This is a genomic window from Hylemonella sp. GW821-FHT10B10 (assembly GCF_059415585.1).
Genome location: NZ_JBWKNN010000001.1, coordinates 1,032,418 through 1,049,796 on the forward strand (window position 1 = coordinate 1,032,418; position 17,379 = coordinate 1,049,796).

General features: G+C 64.2%; 15 protein-coding genes. 12 read left to right on the top strand and 3 right to left on the bottom strand.

What is annotated here, in order from left to right; translation table 11 throughout:
• Window positions 1-23 precede the first annotated feature (23 nt).
• From AC07NT_RS05080 to AC07NT_RS05120, 9 genes are all read left to right on the top strand, one after another.
• A complete protein-coding gene (locus AC07NT_RS05080) occupies window positions 24-1,349 on the top strand; it encodes a homoserine dehydrogenase (RefSeq protein WP_498597521.1) in 1,326 nt (441 codons plus the stop codon).
• Window positions 1,346-2,761 (top strand): threonine synthase, encoded by a 1,416-nt coding sequence (gene thrC, locus AC07NT_RS05085; RefSeq protein WP_498597520.1) that lies wholly within the window; start codon window positions 1,346-1,348, stop codon window positions 2,759-2,761. Before AC07NT_RS05080 ends, thrC begins: the two co-directional genes overlap by 4 nt.
• Window positions 2,762-2,826: 65 nt before the next feature.
• Complete coding sequence (mobB, locus tag AC07NT_RS05090) at window positions 2,827-3,363, top strand: molybdopterin-guanine dinucleotide biosynthesis protein B (RefSeq protein WP_498597519.1); 537 nt, start codon at window positions 2,827-2,829, stop codon at window positions 3,361-3,363.
• The gene (locus tag AC07NT_RS05095) at window positions 3,360-4,622 is read left to right on the top strand and encodes a molybdopterin molybdotransferase MoeA (RefSeq protein ID WP_498597518.1); all 1,263 of its coding nucleotides are present in this window, start codon (window positions 3,360-3,362) and stop codon (window positions 4,620-4,622) included. Before mobB ends, AC07NT_RS05095 begins: the two co-directional genes overlap by 4 nt.
• The gene (locus tag AC07NT_RS05100) at window positions 4,619-4,870 is read left to right on the top strand and encodes a MoaD/ThiS family protein (RefSeq protein WP_498597517.1); all 252 of its coding nucleotides are present in this window, start codon (window positions 4,619-4,621) and stop codon (window positions 4,868-4,870) included. The genes AC07NT_RS05095 and AC07NT_RS05100 overlap by 4 nt, the downstream gene beginning before the upstream one ends.
• A 1-nt stretch (window position 4,871) precedes the next feature.
• Window positions 4,872-5,351 (top strand): molybdopterin synthase catalytic subunit MoaE, encoded by a 480-nt coding sequence (gene moaE / locus AC07NT_RS05105; RefSeq protein WP_498597516.1) that lies wholly within the window; start codon window positions 4,872-4,874, stop codon window positions 5,349-5,351.
• Between the two features lie 114 nt (window positions 5,352-5,465).
• Window positions 5,466-6,539, top strand: a complete 1,074-nt coding sequence (locus tag AC07NT_RS05110; protein ID WP_498597515.1) for an amidohydrolase family protein — start codon at window positions 5,466-5,468, stop codon at window positions 6,537-6,539.
• Between the two features lie 33 nt (window positions 6,540-6,572).
• Entirely contained in the window at window positions 6,573-7,532 is a 960-nt protein-coding gene (locus AC07NT_RS05115; protein ID WP_498597514.1) for a tripartite tricarboxylate transporter substrate binding protein, read from the top strand.
• Window positions 7,533-7,536: 4 nt separating this feature from the next.
• Window positions 7,537-8,793, top strand: coding sequence for a flavin-dependent oxidoreductase (locus AC07NT_RS05120; protein WP_498597513.1), 1,257 nt, complete (start codon window positions 7,537-7,539; stop codon window positions 8,791-8,793).
• A 6-nt stretch (window positions 8,794-8,799) separates the two neighbouring features.
• On the opposite strand, the gene AC07NT_RS05125 is transcribed toward AC07NT_RS05120, so the two are convergent.
• Window positions 8,800-11,178 carry a putative bifunctional diguanylate cyclase/phosphodiesterase gene (locus tag AC07NT_RS05125; protein WP_498597512.1) on the bottom strand — a complete coding sequence of 793 codons (2,379 nt, stop codon included), beginning with the start codon at window positions 11,176-11,178 and terminating at the stop codon, window positions 8,800-8,802.
• Between the two features lie 180 nt (window positions 11,179-11,358).
• On the opposite strand from AC07NT_RS05125, the gene clpB reads away from it, so the two are divergent.
• The 3 genes from clpB (at window position 11,359) to AC07NT_RS05140 (ending at window position 15,568) form a co-directional block, all read left to right on the top strand.
• Complete coding sequence (clpB, locus tag AC07NT_RS05130; RefSeq protein ID WP_498597511.1) at window positions 11,359-13,953, top strand: ATP-dependent chaperone ClpB; 2,595 nt, start codon at window positions 11,359-11,361, stop codon at window positions 13,951-13,953.
• 184 nt (window positions 13,954-14,137) lie between these two features.
• Window positions 14,138-14,494: a hypothetical protein gene (locus AC07NT_RS05135; RefSeq protein ID WP_498597510.1), complete on the top strand. Its 357-nt coding sequence runs from the start codon at window positions 14,138-14,140 to the stop codon at window positions 14,492-14,494.
• Window positions 14,495-14,497: 3 nt separating this feature from the next.
• A complete protein-coding gene (locus tag AC07NT_RS05140) occupies window positions 14,498-15,568 on the top strand; it encodes a flavodoxin family protein (protein WP_498597509.1) in 1,071 nt (356 codons plus the stop codon).
• A 45-nt stretch (window positions 15,569-15,613) separates the two neighbouring features.
• Here AC07NT_RS05140 and AC07NT_RS05145 read toward each other — a convergent pair whose 3' ends face one another.
• Both AC07NT_RS05145 and AC07NT_RS05150 read right to left on the bottom strand, forming a co-directional pair.
• Window positions 15,614-16,435, bottom strand: a complete 822-nt coding sequence (locus AC07NT_RS05145; RefSeq protein ID WP_498597508.1) for a response regulator — start codon at window positions 16,433-16,435, stop codon at window positions 15,614-15,616.
• Entirely contained in the window at window positions 16,432-17,379 is a 948-nt protein-coding gene (locus tag AC07NT_RS05150; protein ID WP_498597507.1) for a sensor histidine kinase, read from the bottom strand. The genes AC07NT_RS05145 and AC07NT_RS05150 overlap by 4 nt, the downstream gene beginning before the upstream one ends.

Consider the following 17,379-nt stretch of genomic DNA (forward strand, 5'->3'; position numbering starts at 1 on the left):
TCCGGCCTCCGGACAGAGAAAAGATGAAAGCTATACAAGTAGGCCTGCTGGGCATCGGCACCGTCGGTTCGGGCACGTACAACGTGCTCAAACGCAACCAGGAAGAGATCAAGCGTCGCGCCGGCCGCGGCATCGAGATCACCATGGTGGCAGACCTGGACGTGGCGCGGGCGCAGTCCGTTGTGGGCCCGGACGTCAAGGTGGTGAACGACGCGCGCGCGGTGATTGCCAATCCAGAGATCGATATCGTCATCGAACTCATCGGTGGTTATGGCATTGCCAAACAGCTCGTGCTGGAGGCCATTGCCGCGGGCAAGCATGTGGTCACGGCCAACAAGGCCCTGCTGGCCGTACACGGCACCGAGATCTTCGCGGCGGCCTCCGCCAAGGGCGTGATGGTGGCGTTCGAGGCCGCCGTGGCCGGTGGCATTCCCATCATCAAGGCCCTGCGTGAGGGCCTCACGGCCAACCGTATCCAGTGGATCGCCGGCATCATCAACGGCACGACGAATTTCATCCTGTCCGAGATGCGCGACAAGGGCCTGGACTTCGACGTGGTGCTCAAGGAAGCGCAGCGCCTGGGTTACGCCGAGGCCGACCCCACCTTCGACATCGAAGGTGTGGACGCAGGCCACAAGGTCACTCTCATGTCGGCCATCGCCTACGGCATTCCCGTGCAGTTCGACAAGGCCCATGTGGAAGGCATCACCAGGCTGGGCGCGCAGGACATCAAGTACGCCGAACAGCTGGGCTACCGCATCAAGCTGCTGGGCATCACCAAGCGCACGGCCAAGGGCATCGAGCTGCGCGTGCACCCCAGCCTGGTGCCGAGCAAGCGCCTGCTGGCCAATGTGGAGGGCGCCATGAACGCCGTGGTGGTGAACGGCGATGCCGTGGGCACTACGCTGTATTACGGCAAGGGCGCCGGTTCCGAGCCCACTGCCAGCGCCGTGATCGCCGACCTGGTCGACATCGCCCGTCTGCACACGGCCGACCCGCTGCACCGCGTGCCGCACCTGGCTTTCCAGCCCGACGCTATGAGCAATCTGGTGGTCCTGCCCATGAGCGAGGTGGTGACCAGTTATTACCTGCGCCTGCGCGTGGCCGATCAGGCCGGCGTGCTGGCCAAGGTGACCGGTATCCTGGCCGAGGCGGGCATCAGCATCGACGCCGTGCTTCAGCGCGAGGCCGACGAAGTGGGCGGTGAAGGTTCCACCCAGACCGATGTCATCATCCTCACACACGATGCGCGCGAGGGCACCATGAACGATGCCCTGTCCAAGCTGCAGGCGCTCAAGACCGTGCTGGCTCCGATCGTGCGCATCCGCAAGGAAGAACTGGCCGGATGAAGTACCTCAGCACCCGCGGTCACGCCGATCGTAAGCGCTTCTGCGAAATCCTGCTCGAAGGCCTGGCGCCCGATGGCGGCCTGTACCTGCCCGAGTCCTACCCAAAGGTGGATACCGCCACACTGGCGAAGTGGCGTGGCCTGTCCTACGCCGACCTGGCCTTCGAGATCCTCTCGCTCTACATCGACGACATCCCGGCCGAGGACCTGCGCGCCATCTGCCGCAAAACGTATACCGAGGCGGTGTTCGGCAGCAAGGAGATCGTCCCGCTGAAGACGCTGGAAAACGGCGTCTACCTCGAAGCCCTGTCCAACGGCCCCACGCTGGCCTTCAAGGACATGGCCATGCAATTGCTGGGCAACCTGTTCGAGTACGAACTGGCCCGCCGCGGTGAGCAGCTCAACATCCTGGGCGCCACCAGTGGCGACACCGGCAGCGCAGCCGAGTACGCCATGCGCGGCAAGCGGGGTGTGCGTGTTTTCATGACCAGCCCGCACGGCCGCATGAGCCCCTTCCAGCAGGCTCAGATGTTCAGCCTGCAGGATGCCAACATCCACAACCTTGCCGTCAAAGGCGTGTTCGATGATTGCCAGGACATCGTCAAGGCCGTCTCCAACGACCTGGATTTCAAGCGTCAATACAAGATCGGTACCGTCAACTCCATCAACTGGGCCCGTCTGGTGGCGCAGGTGGTGTATTACTTCGCCGGTTATTTCCAGGCGACGAAGAGCAATGCCGAGAAGGTCAGCTTCACCGTGCCCTCGGGCAATTTCGGTAACGTCTGTGCTGGCCATGTGGCCCGCATGATGGGCCTGCCCATCGAGCGCCTGGTGGTCGCCACCAACGAGAACGATGTGCTCGACGAGTTCTTCCGCACCGGGGTCTACCGCGTGCGCGGCAGCGCCGACACGCACGAGACCTCCAGCCCGTCCATGGACATTTCCAAGGCCTCGAACTTCGAGCGCTTCGTGTTCGACCTGCTGGGTCGCGACGGCGCCAAGGTCAAGGCCCTGTTCGGCGAGCAGCTCTCCAAGGCCGGCAAGTTTGACCTGAGCGCAGATCCGGCGTTTGCACAGGCGCGCAGCCGGTATGGTTTTGTCAGCGGCAGGAGTACGCACGCCAACCGACTCGCTACCATCCGTGACACCTGGGAGCGTTTCGGCGTGATGATCGACACGCACACCGCAGATGGTGTCAAGGTGGCGCGCGAGCAACTGCAGAGCGGGGTGCCCATGATCGTGCTGGAGACGGCCTTGCCCATCAAGTTCGCCGCGACCATCGTCGAGGCGCTGGGGCGCGAGCCCGACCGTCCAGCCAAGTTCATCGGCATCGAGGCCTTGCCCAAGCGGGTGGTCGTGATCGCTGCCGATGTGCAGGTGGTCAAGGACCATATCGTCCGCCACTGCGCCTGAAGTTTTGCCGCGCTCCGAGGTTTCGTCGTGTGCTATCAAATTTGTAGCTTTGGAGTGATCGTTTCATGAAAGTGGTGGGTTTCGCCGGCTACTCCGGTTCGGGCAAGACCACCCTGGTCGAACAGCTCATCCCCGCGCTCAAGTTGCGCGGCCTGCGCGTGTCCGTGGTCAAGCACGCCCACCACAAGTTCGATATCGACCATCCTGGCAAGGACAGCCGCCGCCACCGCGAGGCCGGTGCCTTCGAGGTGGTGATCGCCTCCAACCGCCGTCTGGCCCTGATGCGAGAGTTCGAGCAGGAGCACGAGCCCAAGGTGCACGAGCTGATCGCCGAGCTCTACGAGGGAGTGGACTGGGTGCTGGTCGAAGGTTTCAAGAACAGCGACCTGCTCAAGGTCGAGGTCTGGCGCGCCGCCAACGGCAAGCCCGTGCGTTACCCCGACGACGACTTCATCGCCGCTGTCGCCACCGACGACGCCAGCGAGTTGCCCGTTCCCACGGGACTGGACCTGCTGGACCTCAACGATCCCGACGCCGTTGCTGGCTGGTTGGTGACCCACGGCGAGCGCTTCGAGTACAAGCCCGAGATGTACGTCGCATGACTGCGCCCCGTGCCCCTCTGAAGTCGCTGGACCAGGCGCTGGCTGAATTGCTGGCGCAGGCCCTGCCGCTGCCGGGCTCGGAAACGGTCAATACCTTTGACGCCGACGGTCGTGTGCTCGCGCAGGACCTGGTCTCGGCCTTGCACGTGCCGCCGCAAGACAACAGCTCCATGGACGGTTACGCCCTGCGTTGTGCTGACGCACCTGCGGCCGGTACCGTGCTGCGTGTCACGCAACGCATTCCGGCAGGACAGCGCGGCCAGCCGCTCATGGCTGGTGAAGCCGCTCGCATCTTCACGGGTGCACCCGTGCCACCTGGCGCCGACGCCATCGTCATGCAGGAAGACTGCGAGCTGGTGGCGGAAGGCAGCGTGCGCGTGAACACTGTTCCTGCCCCTGGCCAGTGGATACGCCGCGCCGGCGAGGACGTGACACGCGGTGCCGTGGTGCTGGCGCGTGGGCAGCGACTCTCTCCGGCTGCGTTGGGTATGGCCGCTGGCATCGGCCTGGCCCAACTCGCCGTGGTGCGTCGCCCGCGCGTGGCTCTGTTCTCCACCGGTGACGAACTGGTCATGCCCGGTGATGTACCGCCCGAGAAAATGCCGCCCGGCGCGATCTACAACTCCAACCGTTTTTTCCTGCGTGCCCTGTTGCAGCGTCTGGGTTGCGAGGTGACCGACTTCGGCATCGTGCCGGACCAGCGTGCTGCCACCCTGAGCGCGCTGCGGGGCGCCGCCCAGGGCCACGACCTGGTGCTGACCAGCGGTGGTGTTTCCGTGGGTGAGGAAGACCATATCAAGCCGGCTGTCGAGCAACTGGGTGAGCTCGATCTCTGGCAGATCTCCATGAAACCCGGCAAGCCCTTTGCCTACGGCAAACTTTACCGAGGTGAGGGCGCCGCGCGCGGTCCGCAGGACGCCTGTCACTTTGCCGGCCTGCCGGGTAACCCGGTGTCCAGCTATGTCACCTTCATGCTGCTGGTGAGGCCTTTCCTGCTCAAGCTGCAGGGGGTCACGCAGATCGAGCCCGTGCGCATGGCCCTGCCGGCGCATTTCGAGCTGAAGCGCGGCGACAAGCGCCGCGAGTTCCTGCGCGTGCGCCGCAACGCGGCAGGCGGCCTGGACCTGTTCCCCAACCAGAGCTCGGGTGTGCTGACCTCGGCCGTTTGGGGCGACGGCCTGGTGGACAACCCCGCCGGGCAGACCATCGCGAAAGGCGATATCGTTCAGTTTCTGGTTTTTGCGGAGCTCATGGGATGAAGGTCACCGTCAAATACTTCGCCTCGATCCGCGAGAGCCTGGGCACGGGTGGTGAAGCGCTGGAGACCCAGGCCGGCAACTTGGGCGCATTGCGCGACGAACTCATTGCCCGTGGCGGCGCCCATGCCCAAAGCCTGGCGCGTGGCCGTGCCGTGCGCGTGGCGCTGAACCAGGTCATGAGCGGTGAAGAAGCGGCCCTGACCGAAGGCTGCGAGGTTGCTTTCTTTCCACCGGTGACCGGAGGCTGACATGGGCGGGCGCGTCGTCATCCAGACCCAGGACTTCGACGTCGGTGCCGAAATCGCCGCCCTGCGCGCGCAGGACAAGCGTGTCGGCGCGGTCTGCACTTTCATCGGCACCGTGCGTGACCGCAATGATGGCCAGTCGGTCAGCGCAATGGAGCTCGAGCACTACCCCGGCATGACCGAGAAGTCGATCGAAAACATGATCGACGCAGCCCTCAGGCGTTTCGATATCTATGCCGCCCGTGTGATCCACCGTGTGGGTCCATTGCAGCCGCTGGACCAGATCGTGCTGGTGGTGGTCACCTCGGCGCACCGCGGCGAGAGCTTTCAGGCCTGCGAATTCCTGATGGACTACCTCAAGACCCAGGCACCGTTCTGGAAAAAGGAGCAGACGTCCGAAGGCGCGCGCTGGGTCGATGCCCGCGTCAGTGACGACCAGGCCCTGGCCAAATGGGGCATCGCTTCGGGCAACTCCGCGGCCTGATCCCGGAGACAGGCCCCGGGTTCCCGTGGCGCTATCGGTAGAAACCTCAGTGTCGGCGTCGCGCCTGCGGCCCTAGGATGGTAAGAGTTCTTATCAATTCCGAGGCCTGACCGCATGACGATCCAGCTCCCCAACCTGAGCAACCCTGCTCGCCCGCAGAAAGCGCCCTACCTGCGCATCGCCACCGAAGAGGCGTTTGCGACGCAGGAGATGATCGATCTCTACAAGAAGATCCTGAATCGGGGGGATGCCGACGCGGGCTTCCGTGGTCTCATGGGCTTTTACATGAGCAGCCCGAGCGAGCGGGCCCAGCACATCATGCGCGGCCTGCTGGACCTGGACCAGCTGCGTCTGCAGCACATGGACGCGGCGGGGGTGGACAAGGCCGTGCTGTCGCTGACATCGCCGGGCGCGCAGGTGATGGACAAGGCCACGGCTGTGTCCTTTGTGCAGACTGCCAACGACCAGCTCGCCGAGGCAGTGCGTCGCCACCCCACGCGCTTTGCCGGCATGATCGCCGTGGCTCCGCAGGACCCGACAGCCGCAGCGAAAGAGATTGAGCGCGGCGTCACCAGGCTGGGCATGCACTCGGTCATCATCAACTCGCACACCCAGGGCGAGTACCTGTCCGACCCCAAGTTCTGGGACATCTTCGCCGCCGCAGAGGCCCATGACGCACCCATCTACCTGCACCCCAATGCGCTACCACCCAAGATGCTGCAGCCCTTCCAGGAGTGCGGGCTGGACGGTGCCATCTATGGCTTTGGCGTGGAGACCGGCTTGCATGCCATGCGCATCATCACCGCCGGCGTGTTTGACCGGTTCCCGAAGCTGCGCATGATCCTGGGCCACATGGGCGAAGCCTTGCCCTTCTGGGCCTACCGGCTGGACTACATGCACCAGGCCACGGTGAAGTCCCAGCGCTACGAAAGCATCAAGCCCATCAGGAAGCGCCCCAGCGAATACCTGCGCGAGAACTTCTACATCACCAACAGCGGCGTGGCCTGGGAGCAGGCCGTCAAGTTCACGCAGGCCTTCATGGGCACGGACCGTGTCATGTACGCCATGGACTATCCCTACCAGTACGCGCCCGACGAGGTCAACATCCTTGACGCCATGGACATGCCGCTGGAGCACAAGCGTCAGTTCTTCCAGACCAATGCCGAAACGGTTTTCAAGATCCGTTGAGGCTCACCACAACGACACCACGAGGAGACCGAGATGAAAACGATCAAGCATCTGTTCGCACTGCTGGTTCTGGTGGCCGGCGTCGCCAGCGCGCAGACCTGGCCTGCCCAGTCCGTGCGCATCGTCGTGCCCTTCACGCCCGGTACCGGCATGGACACCATCGCCCGGACGGTGGCGCCCAAGCTGTCCGAGCGCCTGGGCCAGCCGGTGGTGGTGGCCAATGCGCCGGGCGCCAGCGGCAATATCGGTGCCGACCAGGTGGCCAAGAGCAGCCCCGACGGCTACACCGTGCTCATGGGCGCCAACACCATGCTCATGGCCTCGCAGCTCTACAAGAACGTGCCTTTCGATCCGGTGAAGGATTTTTCTCCGGTCTCCATGGCGGCCTGGGGCACGCTGATGCTGGTGGCCAATCCCAAGACCGGCATCAAGTCCCTGCAGGAACTGCTGGAAAAAGCCCGAGCACGCCCTGGCAGTATCAGCTACGGCTCGCCCGGCGTGGGCACGCCGCACCACATGGCCATGGAGCTCTTCAAGGTTCAGACCCAGACCTTCATGCTGCACGTCCCCTACCGCGGCACGGCAGGCTATACCACCGACCTGCTCGCGGGTGAACTCAATGTGGGCTTCCTGCCCGTGCACGTGGCCCAAGGCTTCGTCAACAGTGGCAAGCTCAACGCCCTGGCCGTGGGCAGCCCCAAGCGCCATCCGGTGGCGCCTAACGTGGCCACCTTCGAGGAGCTGGGTGCCAAGGGGGTGGACGTGGACCTCTGGTACGCCTTCTTCCTGCCCGCCAAGACACCTGCCGCCGTGCAGCAGCGACTGAACACGGAGATCGCCGCCATCTTGAAGTTGCCCGAGGTGCGCGAGGTGCTGGGCAAGGCCGGCCTCGACGCGGCCTCGTCCACGCCCGACGAGCTCATGGGCGTGGTGCAAAGGGACTACCCTCGCTGGGGTGCCGTGATCCGGCGCAACGACATCAAGGCGGAGTAAGTCCATGACCGAAACACACCACGGTACTCGCATCGTCGTGGTTGGCGGCGGTGTTGCCGGCCTGGGCCTGGCCCTGTCCCTGCACCAGCGTGGCATTGCCTGCGACGTGTACGAGGCTGTACCCGAGGTCAAGGAACTGGGCGTGGGCATCACCCTCTTGCCGCATGCCATGCGCGAACTCGCCGCCCTGGGTGTGCAGGCCAGGCTGGAGGCCGCGGGCATCGAGAACCTGGAGAGCGTGTTTTTCAATCGTTACGGCCAGTACATCTACAAGGAAGCGCGTGGTCGCCATGCGGGCTACCCCTATCCAGAGGTCGGCATTCACCGCGGCAAGCTGCACCGTATCCTGTTCGAAGAGGCGCTGGCCCAGCTCGGTCCCGCACGCATCCATACCGACCACCGCTGCACCGGCGTGACCCAGGACGAACTCGGCGCTACCGTGCACTTCGTCGACGCCCGGGGGAACAAGCGCGCCAGCGTGGCGGCCGATATCGTGATCGCTTGCGACGGCGTGAACTCCACCATCCGTCGCCAGTTCTACCCGGACGAGAAGGTCGCTTTCGCCGGTATCAACACTTGGCGCGGTGTCACGGTGCACAAACCCGTCCTCACAGGCAAGAGTTATATGCGCGTGGGTTCCATCCTGACCGGCAAGATGGTGATTTACCCCATCGTGGACAACGTGGACGGGCAGGGGAACCAGCTCATCAACTGGATGGCCGAGATCCAGGGGGAAGGCGAGTCCATGAACGACTGGAATCGCCCCGGCAACAAGGCCGATTTCGAGGCCATTTACGCCGACTGGAAGTTCGACTGGCTCGACGTGCCCTCCTTGATTGCCAATGCACAGCAGATCCTCGAGTACCCCATGGTGGACAAGGACCCCGTGTCGCGCTGGACGTTTGGCCGGGTCACCTTCATGGGCGATGCCGCCCACCCCATGTACCCGCGCGGCTCCAACGGCGCGGCCCAGGGTCTGATCGATGCGCGCACCCTGGCCGAGCTGCTTGCGGTCACGCCCGACCCGCAAGCCGCCCTGCAGATCTACGACCAGGCCCGCGTAGAGGCCACCGCACGGGTGGTGCGCACCAACCGCAGCACACCACCGGACTTCATCAACATCAAGGTCGATGAACTCTCGGGCGGCAAGCCCTTCCGCCACATCGACGACCTGATCAGCCAGGACGAACTGCGCCAGATATCGGAGAACTACAAACGTATCGCCGGTTTCTCGCAGGAAACAGTGAAGCCGGCCCGATAGCCGATCTCAGCCGCCCGCCTGCTGCTGGCACACGTACAAGACAAACTCTTCCGGCCCGCAGGGCCTGGCGTACAGATAACCCTGGTAGCAGTCGCAGCCCCGCTGCGCGAGGAAGGCCATCTGCTCCCGGGTCTCCACGCCCTCGGCCACCGTGCGCAGCCCCAGCTTGTGGGCCAGGGTGATGATGGCGTCCACCAGCACCTCGTCGCTGGCGTCCTTGCAGAGGTCCTGCACAAAGGATTTGTCGATCTTGAGCGTGCTCACGGGCAGGCGCTTGAGCCGGCTCAGGGACGAGTAGCCCGTGCCGAAATCGTCGATGGCCAGCTCGATGCCCATGGCATTGAGCCGGCGCATGGTTTCAGCGGCCTGGTCGATCTGGTTCATCAGCGTGCTCTCGGTGATCTCCAGATGCAGCAGGGCAGGGGGGCACTGGCAGGCTTCCAGCGCCTGGGTGATGGTCCGCTCCAGGTGCGGGTCGCTGAACTGCCGGGGTGAAAGATTGACGGCAATGGGCATGTCGCCCAGTCCTGCATCGCGCCACTGCCGGGCCTGGCGGCAGGCCTCTTGCAGCACCCAGGCACCGACGCGCATGATCAGGCCGGTCTCCTCGGCCAGGGGGATGAACTCCGCGGGCGAGACCAGGCCCTTGTCCGGATGGACCCAACGCACCAACGCCTCGGCCGAGATCACGCGGCCGCTGCGGGCATCCAGGATGGGTTGGTAGACCAGGCGCAGTTCGCCTTCGTCCAGGGCGCAGCGCAGGCCGGCTTCCATCTCCAGCCTGTCCATCATGAACTGGCGCATTTCCGGTGTGAAGAAGGCCAGGGCGTTGCCTCCCTGGTCCTTGGCACGGTACATGGCGGTGTCGGCGTACTGCAGCAGGGCGTCGGGTGTCTCGCCGTCGCGGGGGTAGACGGCGATGCCCAGGCTGGTGGTGATGGCCAGCATCTGCGGACCCAGCTCGACGGGACGGGCCAGCGCTGCCAGGATCTTCTGCGCCACCGCTGTGATGTCGGACACATCGCCCATGTCCGTCAGCACCACCACGAACTCGTCCCCGCCCAGGCGTGCCACCGTGTCGCCCTCGCGCACCGATTGCGTGAGCCGGATCGCGACCTCCTTCAGCAACTCGTCGCCCTGGCTGTGGCCCAGGCTGTCGTTGACGGTCTTGAAACGGTCCAGGTCCAGGATCAGCACGCCGGCAATGCGCTGGAATTTGCGCGCATGGTCCATGGCCTGCCAGAGCCGCTCCGTCAGCATGTGGCGGTTGGCCAGATGGGTCAGGGGGTCGATGCGGGCCTGCCGCTCCAGGGCTTCCGTGTTGCGAGCGATCTCGGTACGCTGGTGGTCCAGCGAGGCGGCCATGCGGTCGAGCGCCTGCATCACCATGCCCAGCTCACCTTTCGGGTAGGGCTGGCCCAGCGGCTCGCTGTAGTTGCCCGCATCCATGCGGGAAATCGCGCGCATGAGGCGCAACGCCTGGCGCCGCAGGGCCACTTCGCCCAGCAGTATCGCCAGGGCAATGATGAACACCACGCAAGCCAGCAGGCCCAGCATGGTCCGCTTGAACTGCAGGTCCACCTGTTCATACAGGTCCGTCTCCGGGACGCTCAGGGCCAGCCGCATGTCGGCGATGTTCAGGCGTGGCAGCACGGCCTTGACACCGAAACGGGCGTGCGGTCCCGTTCCCAGCGAGCCGCTGGCCTCGGGGTCCGCGGCCAGCATGAACTGGCGCAGGTCCGTGGCCACCGAAGTCTCGACCCTCTCGCCGCGCGGCGCGACCATCTGGAAGGAGCCGTCGTGGTTCCAGAGGTGCAGGTGCGTGCGTGGGTAGGGCTGCTTTTCGAGCGCCCGGTTGCCGTAGACGTCCAGGTCCAGCGAGGCGAGCAGAACGAATTTCAGCGCACCCTGTTCGTCGCGCACGGGATAGGCAATCTGCAGCACCGACCGGCCCGTCAGCCTCCCGATCGCCGGCTCGACCACCACGCCCTGCAGGCTGCGCGCCTGTTGGAAATAGGCGCGGTCCGTGAGGTTCAGCTGGCGTCCCGACTGCAATGAATCGCAGTGCAACTGGCCGTCGGGCTTGATGGTCAGGAAGCCTGTGTACTGAGGATGTTCCTTGAGGACTTCGGCCAGGAACCTGGAGCAGGCGACCTTGTCTCCGTTGCTCACCGCGGGGACCCTCCCGAGGCCGAACAGCAGCTGGGCGGTACCAGAGATCTTGTCGTCCAGATCGTGGGCGATGGTCTCTGCCCGCACCTTGAGCTGTTCACGTGTCTGCTCCAGCGTGGTCGCGCGCTGCTGCAGCAAAAGCCACAACATGAACAGCACCGGCAGCAGCGCAGCCACCAGAACCAGCAACAGGATGCGCAGGCGTAAGCTCATGCGGGTGGCGCAAGGGCGGATGCGCAGGTTGGATGCAGGGTCATCGACCGGCTTTGATGCACATCAAGTTCCTGCATTTTGGCATGATGGTCCTGTGCTGAAGAATGCGCCTGGCGGCCTTGAAATCCCGGGTCCCATCCTCATGTCCCTCTCAGCCCAATATATACCGGAAGTCCAGTCATGCGGATCGACAAACTCACTACCAAATTCCAGGAAGCTCTGGGCGAAGCACAGACGCTGGCCCTGGGCAATGACCACGCCTATATCGAACCGGCCCATCTGCTGGTGGCCATGCTGCGCCAGCAGGATGGTCCCAAGGCCCTGTTGCAGCGTGCCGGCGTCAACGTGGCCGGCCTGCTGGCTGGGGCCGAGGCCGCCGTCAAGAAACTGCCGCAGGTCGAAGGCCAGGAGCAGGTGCAGGTCGGGCGCGACCTGGTGTCTCTGTTGCAGGCGGCCGAGAAGGAGTCCATCAAGCGGGGTGACCAGTACGTTGCCAGCGAACTGTTCTTTCTGGCGGTCGCCGACAGCAAGGGCGACACCGGCCAGCTGGCCAAGGCCAACGGCCTGACGCGCAAGGCGCTGGAAACCGCAATCGATGCCGTGCGTGGTGGCCAGAGTGTGGACAACCCCGAAGCCGAAGGCCAGCGCGAAGCCCTCAAGAAATACACCCTGGACCTGACCGAGCGCGCCCGCCTGGGCAAGCTGGACCCTGTGATCGGCCGCGACGACGAGATCCGTCGCGCCATCCAGGTGCTGCAGCGTCGCAGCAAGAACAACCCCGTGCTGATCGGCGAGCCCGGCGTGGGCAAGACCGCCATCGTCGAAGGCCTGGCCCAGCGCATCGTCAACGGCGAGGTGCCCGAGACCCTGCGCGACAAACGTGTGCTGGTGCTGGACATGGCGGGCCTGCTGGCCGGCGCCAAGTACCGCGGCGAGTTCGAAGAGCGCCTGAAAGCCGTGCTCAAGGAAGTCTCGCAGGACGAAGGCCGCATCATTCTCTTCATCGACGAGCTGCACACCATGGTGGGCGCGGGCAAGGCCGAGGGCGCCATCGACGCCGGCAATATGCTCAAGCCTGCGCTCGCGCGCGGCGAGCTGCACTGCATAGGCGCCACCACGCTGGACGAATACCGCAAGTACATCGAGAAAGACGCCGCTCTGGAGCGCCGTTTCCAGAAGGTGCTGGTGGGGGAACCCACCGTGGAGCAGACCATCGCCATCCTGCGCGGCCTGCAAGAGAAATACGAGGTGCACCACGGCGTGGACATCACCGACCCGGCCATCGTGGCCGCCGCCGAGCTGAGCCACCGCTACATCACCGACCGCTTCCTGCCCGACAAGGCCATCGACCTGATCGATGAGGCCGCCGCCAAGATCAAGATCGAGATAGATTCCAAGCCCGAAGTCATGGACAAGCTCGACCGCCGGCTGATCCAGTTGCAGATCGAGCGCGAGGCCATGAAGAAGGAAAAGGACGAGGCCTCGCAAAAGCGCCTGGAACTGATCCAGGAAGAGATCGGCAAGCTGCAGAAGGAGATCGCCGACTACGAAGAAATCTGGAAGGCCGAGAAGGCCCAGGCCCAGGGCAGCCAGCACGTGCGTGAGGACATCGAGAAGCTCAAGACGCAGATCGCCGAGCTGACCCGCAAGGGCGATTTCGCCAAGGTCTCCGAACTGCAATATGGCAAGCTGCCCGAGCTGGAAAAGCTGCTCAAGGAAGCCCAGGCCCGCGAACAGGGCCAGGGCGAGGGCAGTGCGCCGCGCCTGCTGCGCACACAGGTGGGCGCGGAGGAGATCGCCGAGGTGGTGAGCCGTGCCACCGGTATCCCCGTGGCCAAGATGATGCAGGGCGAAAAAGACAAGCTGCTGCAGATGGAAACCAAGCTGCACGAACGTGTGGTGGGCCAGGACGAAGCCATCAGTGCCGTGGCCAACGCCATCCGCCGTTCACGCTCGGGTCTGTCCGACCCGAACCGTCCCACCGGTTCTTTCCTTTTCCTCGGCCCCACGGGCGTGGGCAAGACCGAACTGTGCAAGGCCCTGGCCGGTTTCCTCTTCGACAGCGTGGACCATCTGGTGCGCATCGACATGAGCGAGTTCATGGAGAAGCATTCCGTGGCCCGCCTGATCGGTGCGCCGCCAGGCTACGTGGGTTACGAGGAGGGCGGTTATCTGACCGAAGCCGTGCGCCGCAAGCCTTACAGCGTGCTGCTGCTCGACGAGGTGGAGAAGGCCCACCCTGACGTGTTCAATGTGCTGCTGCAGGTGCTGGACGACGGTCGCCTGACCGACGGCCAGGGCCGCACCGTGGACTTCAAGAACACCGTGATCGTGATGACGAGCAATATCGGCTCGCACCTGATCCAGAGCATGGTGGGCGAGTCCTATGAAGATGTGAAGGACGCGGTCTGGGGCGAGCTCAAGAACCACTTCAGACCCGAGTTCCTCAACCGCATCGACGAAACCGTGGTCTTCCACGCATTGGATGCCGCGCACATCACCAGCATCGCCAGCATCCAGCTGCAGGCCCTGCAGGACCGCCTCGGCAAGATGGAGCTGGCGCTCAAGGTGTCCGACAAGGCCCTGGCCGAGCTGGCCAAGGTGGGTTTCGATCCGGTGTTCGGTGCCCGGCCCCTGAAACGCGCCATCCAGCAGCGCATCGAGAACCCGCTCTCGAAGCTATTGCTTGAAGGTCGTTTCGTGGCCAAGGACGTGATCGCCGTGGACGTGGACCCCATCAAGAACCCGGGGCAGTTCAGTTTCGAGAAAGCCTGAGCCGCGGGCTACCAACCGATCTAGAAATGGACAACCCGCCTCCTGCGCAAGCAGAGGCGGGTTTTTTCTTGGGGTTTGCTGGTTCGGGCACCGCAATGTTGTCCAGCGCACAAACAAGTGCTCCGGGCGCCCGTACATTGATTTCAAACGGTCCGCACTCCACGGGCTGACATGAGAGCTGTCGATGGATCACCATTTCCCAACCTCCACGCGTTTCAACGGCAAGGCCGGCGGCGCTGTACCGTATCTGCATGACCTGCGGAGGGATGAACACCACCATTTGTCCCATGAAGGCCGATGGCCCGGCTGGCCCCTGATGATGGCCGTCGTGGTCCTCTTGGCCATGTTGCTGGTCTTTCACTACGTCGTGCGTGGTTCCTTGCAGCAAAGCGAGTTGCGGCACAAGGCCGCGGCGGTCCACGCCGAGGCCATCTGGCGCTGCAACAACCTGAAGGGCCGGGAGGTGAGTGGCCATTGCCTCCTGCAGGCCAGCGCCGAGGCGCGCAAGGTGGCTCTTTTGCAGGTCCACGAGGCTCCCTAGAGCATGATCGTCCTACGTAAAGGCCAAATTCCGGTCCCGATCGCGCGTGCGGAGTTCGGTCTGCGCTTCCGCATCGCCTATACCGACCCGGCCTTCCACGCCGAAGAAGCATCCATTGCGCGGCTGGAAGATATCGCCTGGGCTGCCTACAGCGAGGGCCGCAAGGCCCCGTTCACGCAGAAGGCCGGCCTGGGCTTTGCCGATCCGGATTACCAGCTGTCCACCGAGTGGGTCACGACCAGCCAGCGTATTCATGCGGCCCAGCGCCGCTGGGCCGACCCGGCCAGCCCCTCACGTGTGCTGCTCATTTGCGGCTCAGCCCGCAATGAGGGCAGCTGCCCCGGCGAAATGTCCAAAAGCTACCGCCTGCTGCAGATTGCCCTGGCGGCGCTCGAAGTGGGCGGCATCGAGGCCGACGTGCTGGACCTGAGCCTGATCACCTCCGACTACGGACGCAACATCCATCCTTGCAAGGGCTGCGCGTCCACCGCCATGCCTTTATGCCACTGGCCCTGCAGCTGTTACCCCAACCACGCCATGAACCAGGCCAGCGACTGGATGGCCGAAATCTATGAGCGCTGGGCCGCCGCCCACGGCGTGATCATCGTCACGCCGGTGTACTGGTACCAGAGCCCCAGCCCTCTCAAATTGATGATGGATCGTCTGGTGTGCGCCGATGGGGGTAACTCCGATCCCACCTCCACCTCGGGCAAGAATGCCGACAAGGCCAAGGCGCTGGAGCTGGCCGACTGGGACTACCCACAGCACCTGGCCGGACGTACCTACGGGCTGATCGTGCACGGTGATGTTGCGGGTGTCGACGACACCCGCCGTGCGTTGTCCGACTGGCTTGACTGGATGGGTTTCATCGATGCCGGGGCACAGGCGCGCCTGGGGCGATACATCGGCTATTACGAACCCTATGCCAGCAGCCACGAGGCGCTGGACAAGGACACGACCATGCAGGAAGAAGCTCGCCACGTGGCGCTCTCGGTAGGCATGGCTGTGGCGGAGTTGCGCGCGGGCCGCATGCAGGCCGCCTTGCCCAAGCTGCAACGCCCTCGGCTGAAGTAGCGTGTCGCACGCGGATCACAGCGCGGTCTGCGCATCCAGCACGCCCTAGGATCGGACCTCGACACCGATGCCACGGTAGCCGATCAGGTCGCAGCGCTTGTTGAACATGGGCGTGCCACTGACGCGGAACGTCTGGCGGCTTCCGTCCGGTCGGGTGCGTTCCAGCAGAAAATCGATGAAGGGCATGCACGATTCAATGCGCGCCAGCAAGGCCACGCGTCCCTCTTCGTGCCAGCCTTCATCACTGAACGACGTCGGTTGCGTGCGCCCCAGTTCCGCCACGCGCAGGCCCAGCATCTCAAGGACCGGACCCGATACCTTGGTGAAATTCCCAAGGTGGTCCTGTTCCCAATACCAGTCGGTGGCCAGTTCTGTCAAGGCGCGGTAACGTGCCTCACTCTCCTGCAACTCGGCGGTGCGGTACTGCACCTGCCGCTCGAGTTCCTGGTTCTGCTGCTGCAGCTGTGCGTAGAGCAGGCGGATTTCAATGAGATTGTGGATCCGCGCCTTGACTTCGACCATGTCGAATGGCTTGCTCACGAAGTCCTTGGCGCCCGCATGCAGGGCGCGCAGCTTGTGCCCGGGCTGGGCGGTGATCACGAGCACGGGCAAATAGCTGTCGGTGCTGTTAGCCTTGAGCCCCTCCATCACCTGGAAGCCGTCCATGCCGGGCAATTGCAGGTCCAGCAGGATCAGATCAAAAGGCGTGTCCCGGTGCATGCGGCACACGACCGTGGGGTCCAGCGTGGTGAAGACTTGCGTGTACCCGGCGGATGCAAGCATCTCCGCCAGCAGGCTCACGTTAGCCTGCTGATCGTCCACAACCAGAATGCGAGCGTTGAGGATGTCGGTTGCCGTAAGAGTCAAGGTGTTTCCTGTAGTGAAGGGAGGGGAGTGGCTGCGTTGGCCTGGATCAGTGCCAACTCGAGGGTCTTCATCAGTTCGGGCACCCGGATCGGTTTGGTGATGTAGGCGAAAAAGCCGGCCTGCAAGCCTTTCTGGATGTCGCGTGGCACCGCGTTGGCACTGAGCGCAATGATGGGAATGTGGGCCGTGAGCGGATCGGCATGCAATACCCGCATCGCCTCGATCCCGTTGATGCCGGGCAGGTTGATGTCCATCAGGATCACCTGCGGCAGATAGGTCCGGGCAAACTCGATGCCGGTATGGCCGTCTGCGGCACTCAGCATGCGAAGGTTGGGGTAGCGACCGATGATCTGTTCGACCAGCTCCAGATTGGCGGGGTTGTCTTCGACGTAGAGCAGGGTCTGGACAGGCAGGCCGGGTCGCAGGGATCCCTCGTAGACAGGAACCCGGTCGCTGCCAACATGGTCCACATGGTTGGCGGCCGCCTGCGTCAGATCGACCCAGAACATGCTGCCCACATCCGGAGTGCTTTCTGCCCCGATCTGTCCCCCCATCAGGTGGACCAGCCTTCGCGTGACGACCAGCCCTATGCCCGTGCCTTCCTCGACGCCGGCCTCTCGCCCAAGGCGATTGAAAGGCTGGAACAGCTTGCCAAGCTGCTCGGCAGACAAGCCATGGCCGGTGTCACGTACCGTGATGCGAATGGTATCGGGAGACAGCACCGTGCAGGTCAGGTCCACACGCCCTGGCCTGCGGTTGTACTTGACCGCGTTGTCGAGCAGGTTCACCAGGACCTGCTTGAGCCGCGTCCGGTCTCCCTTTACGTGCAGCGGTGAGTCCACGGGTGCGAAGTGCAGCGTCACCCCGCGCTGCACCGCCTGCGACTCGACCAGGGCGCGGCACTCGGCGAGCAGATCGACCAGCGCCACGGGCTCTTCCGACAT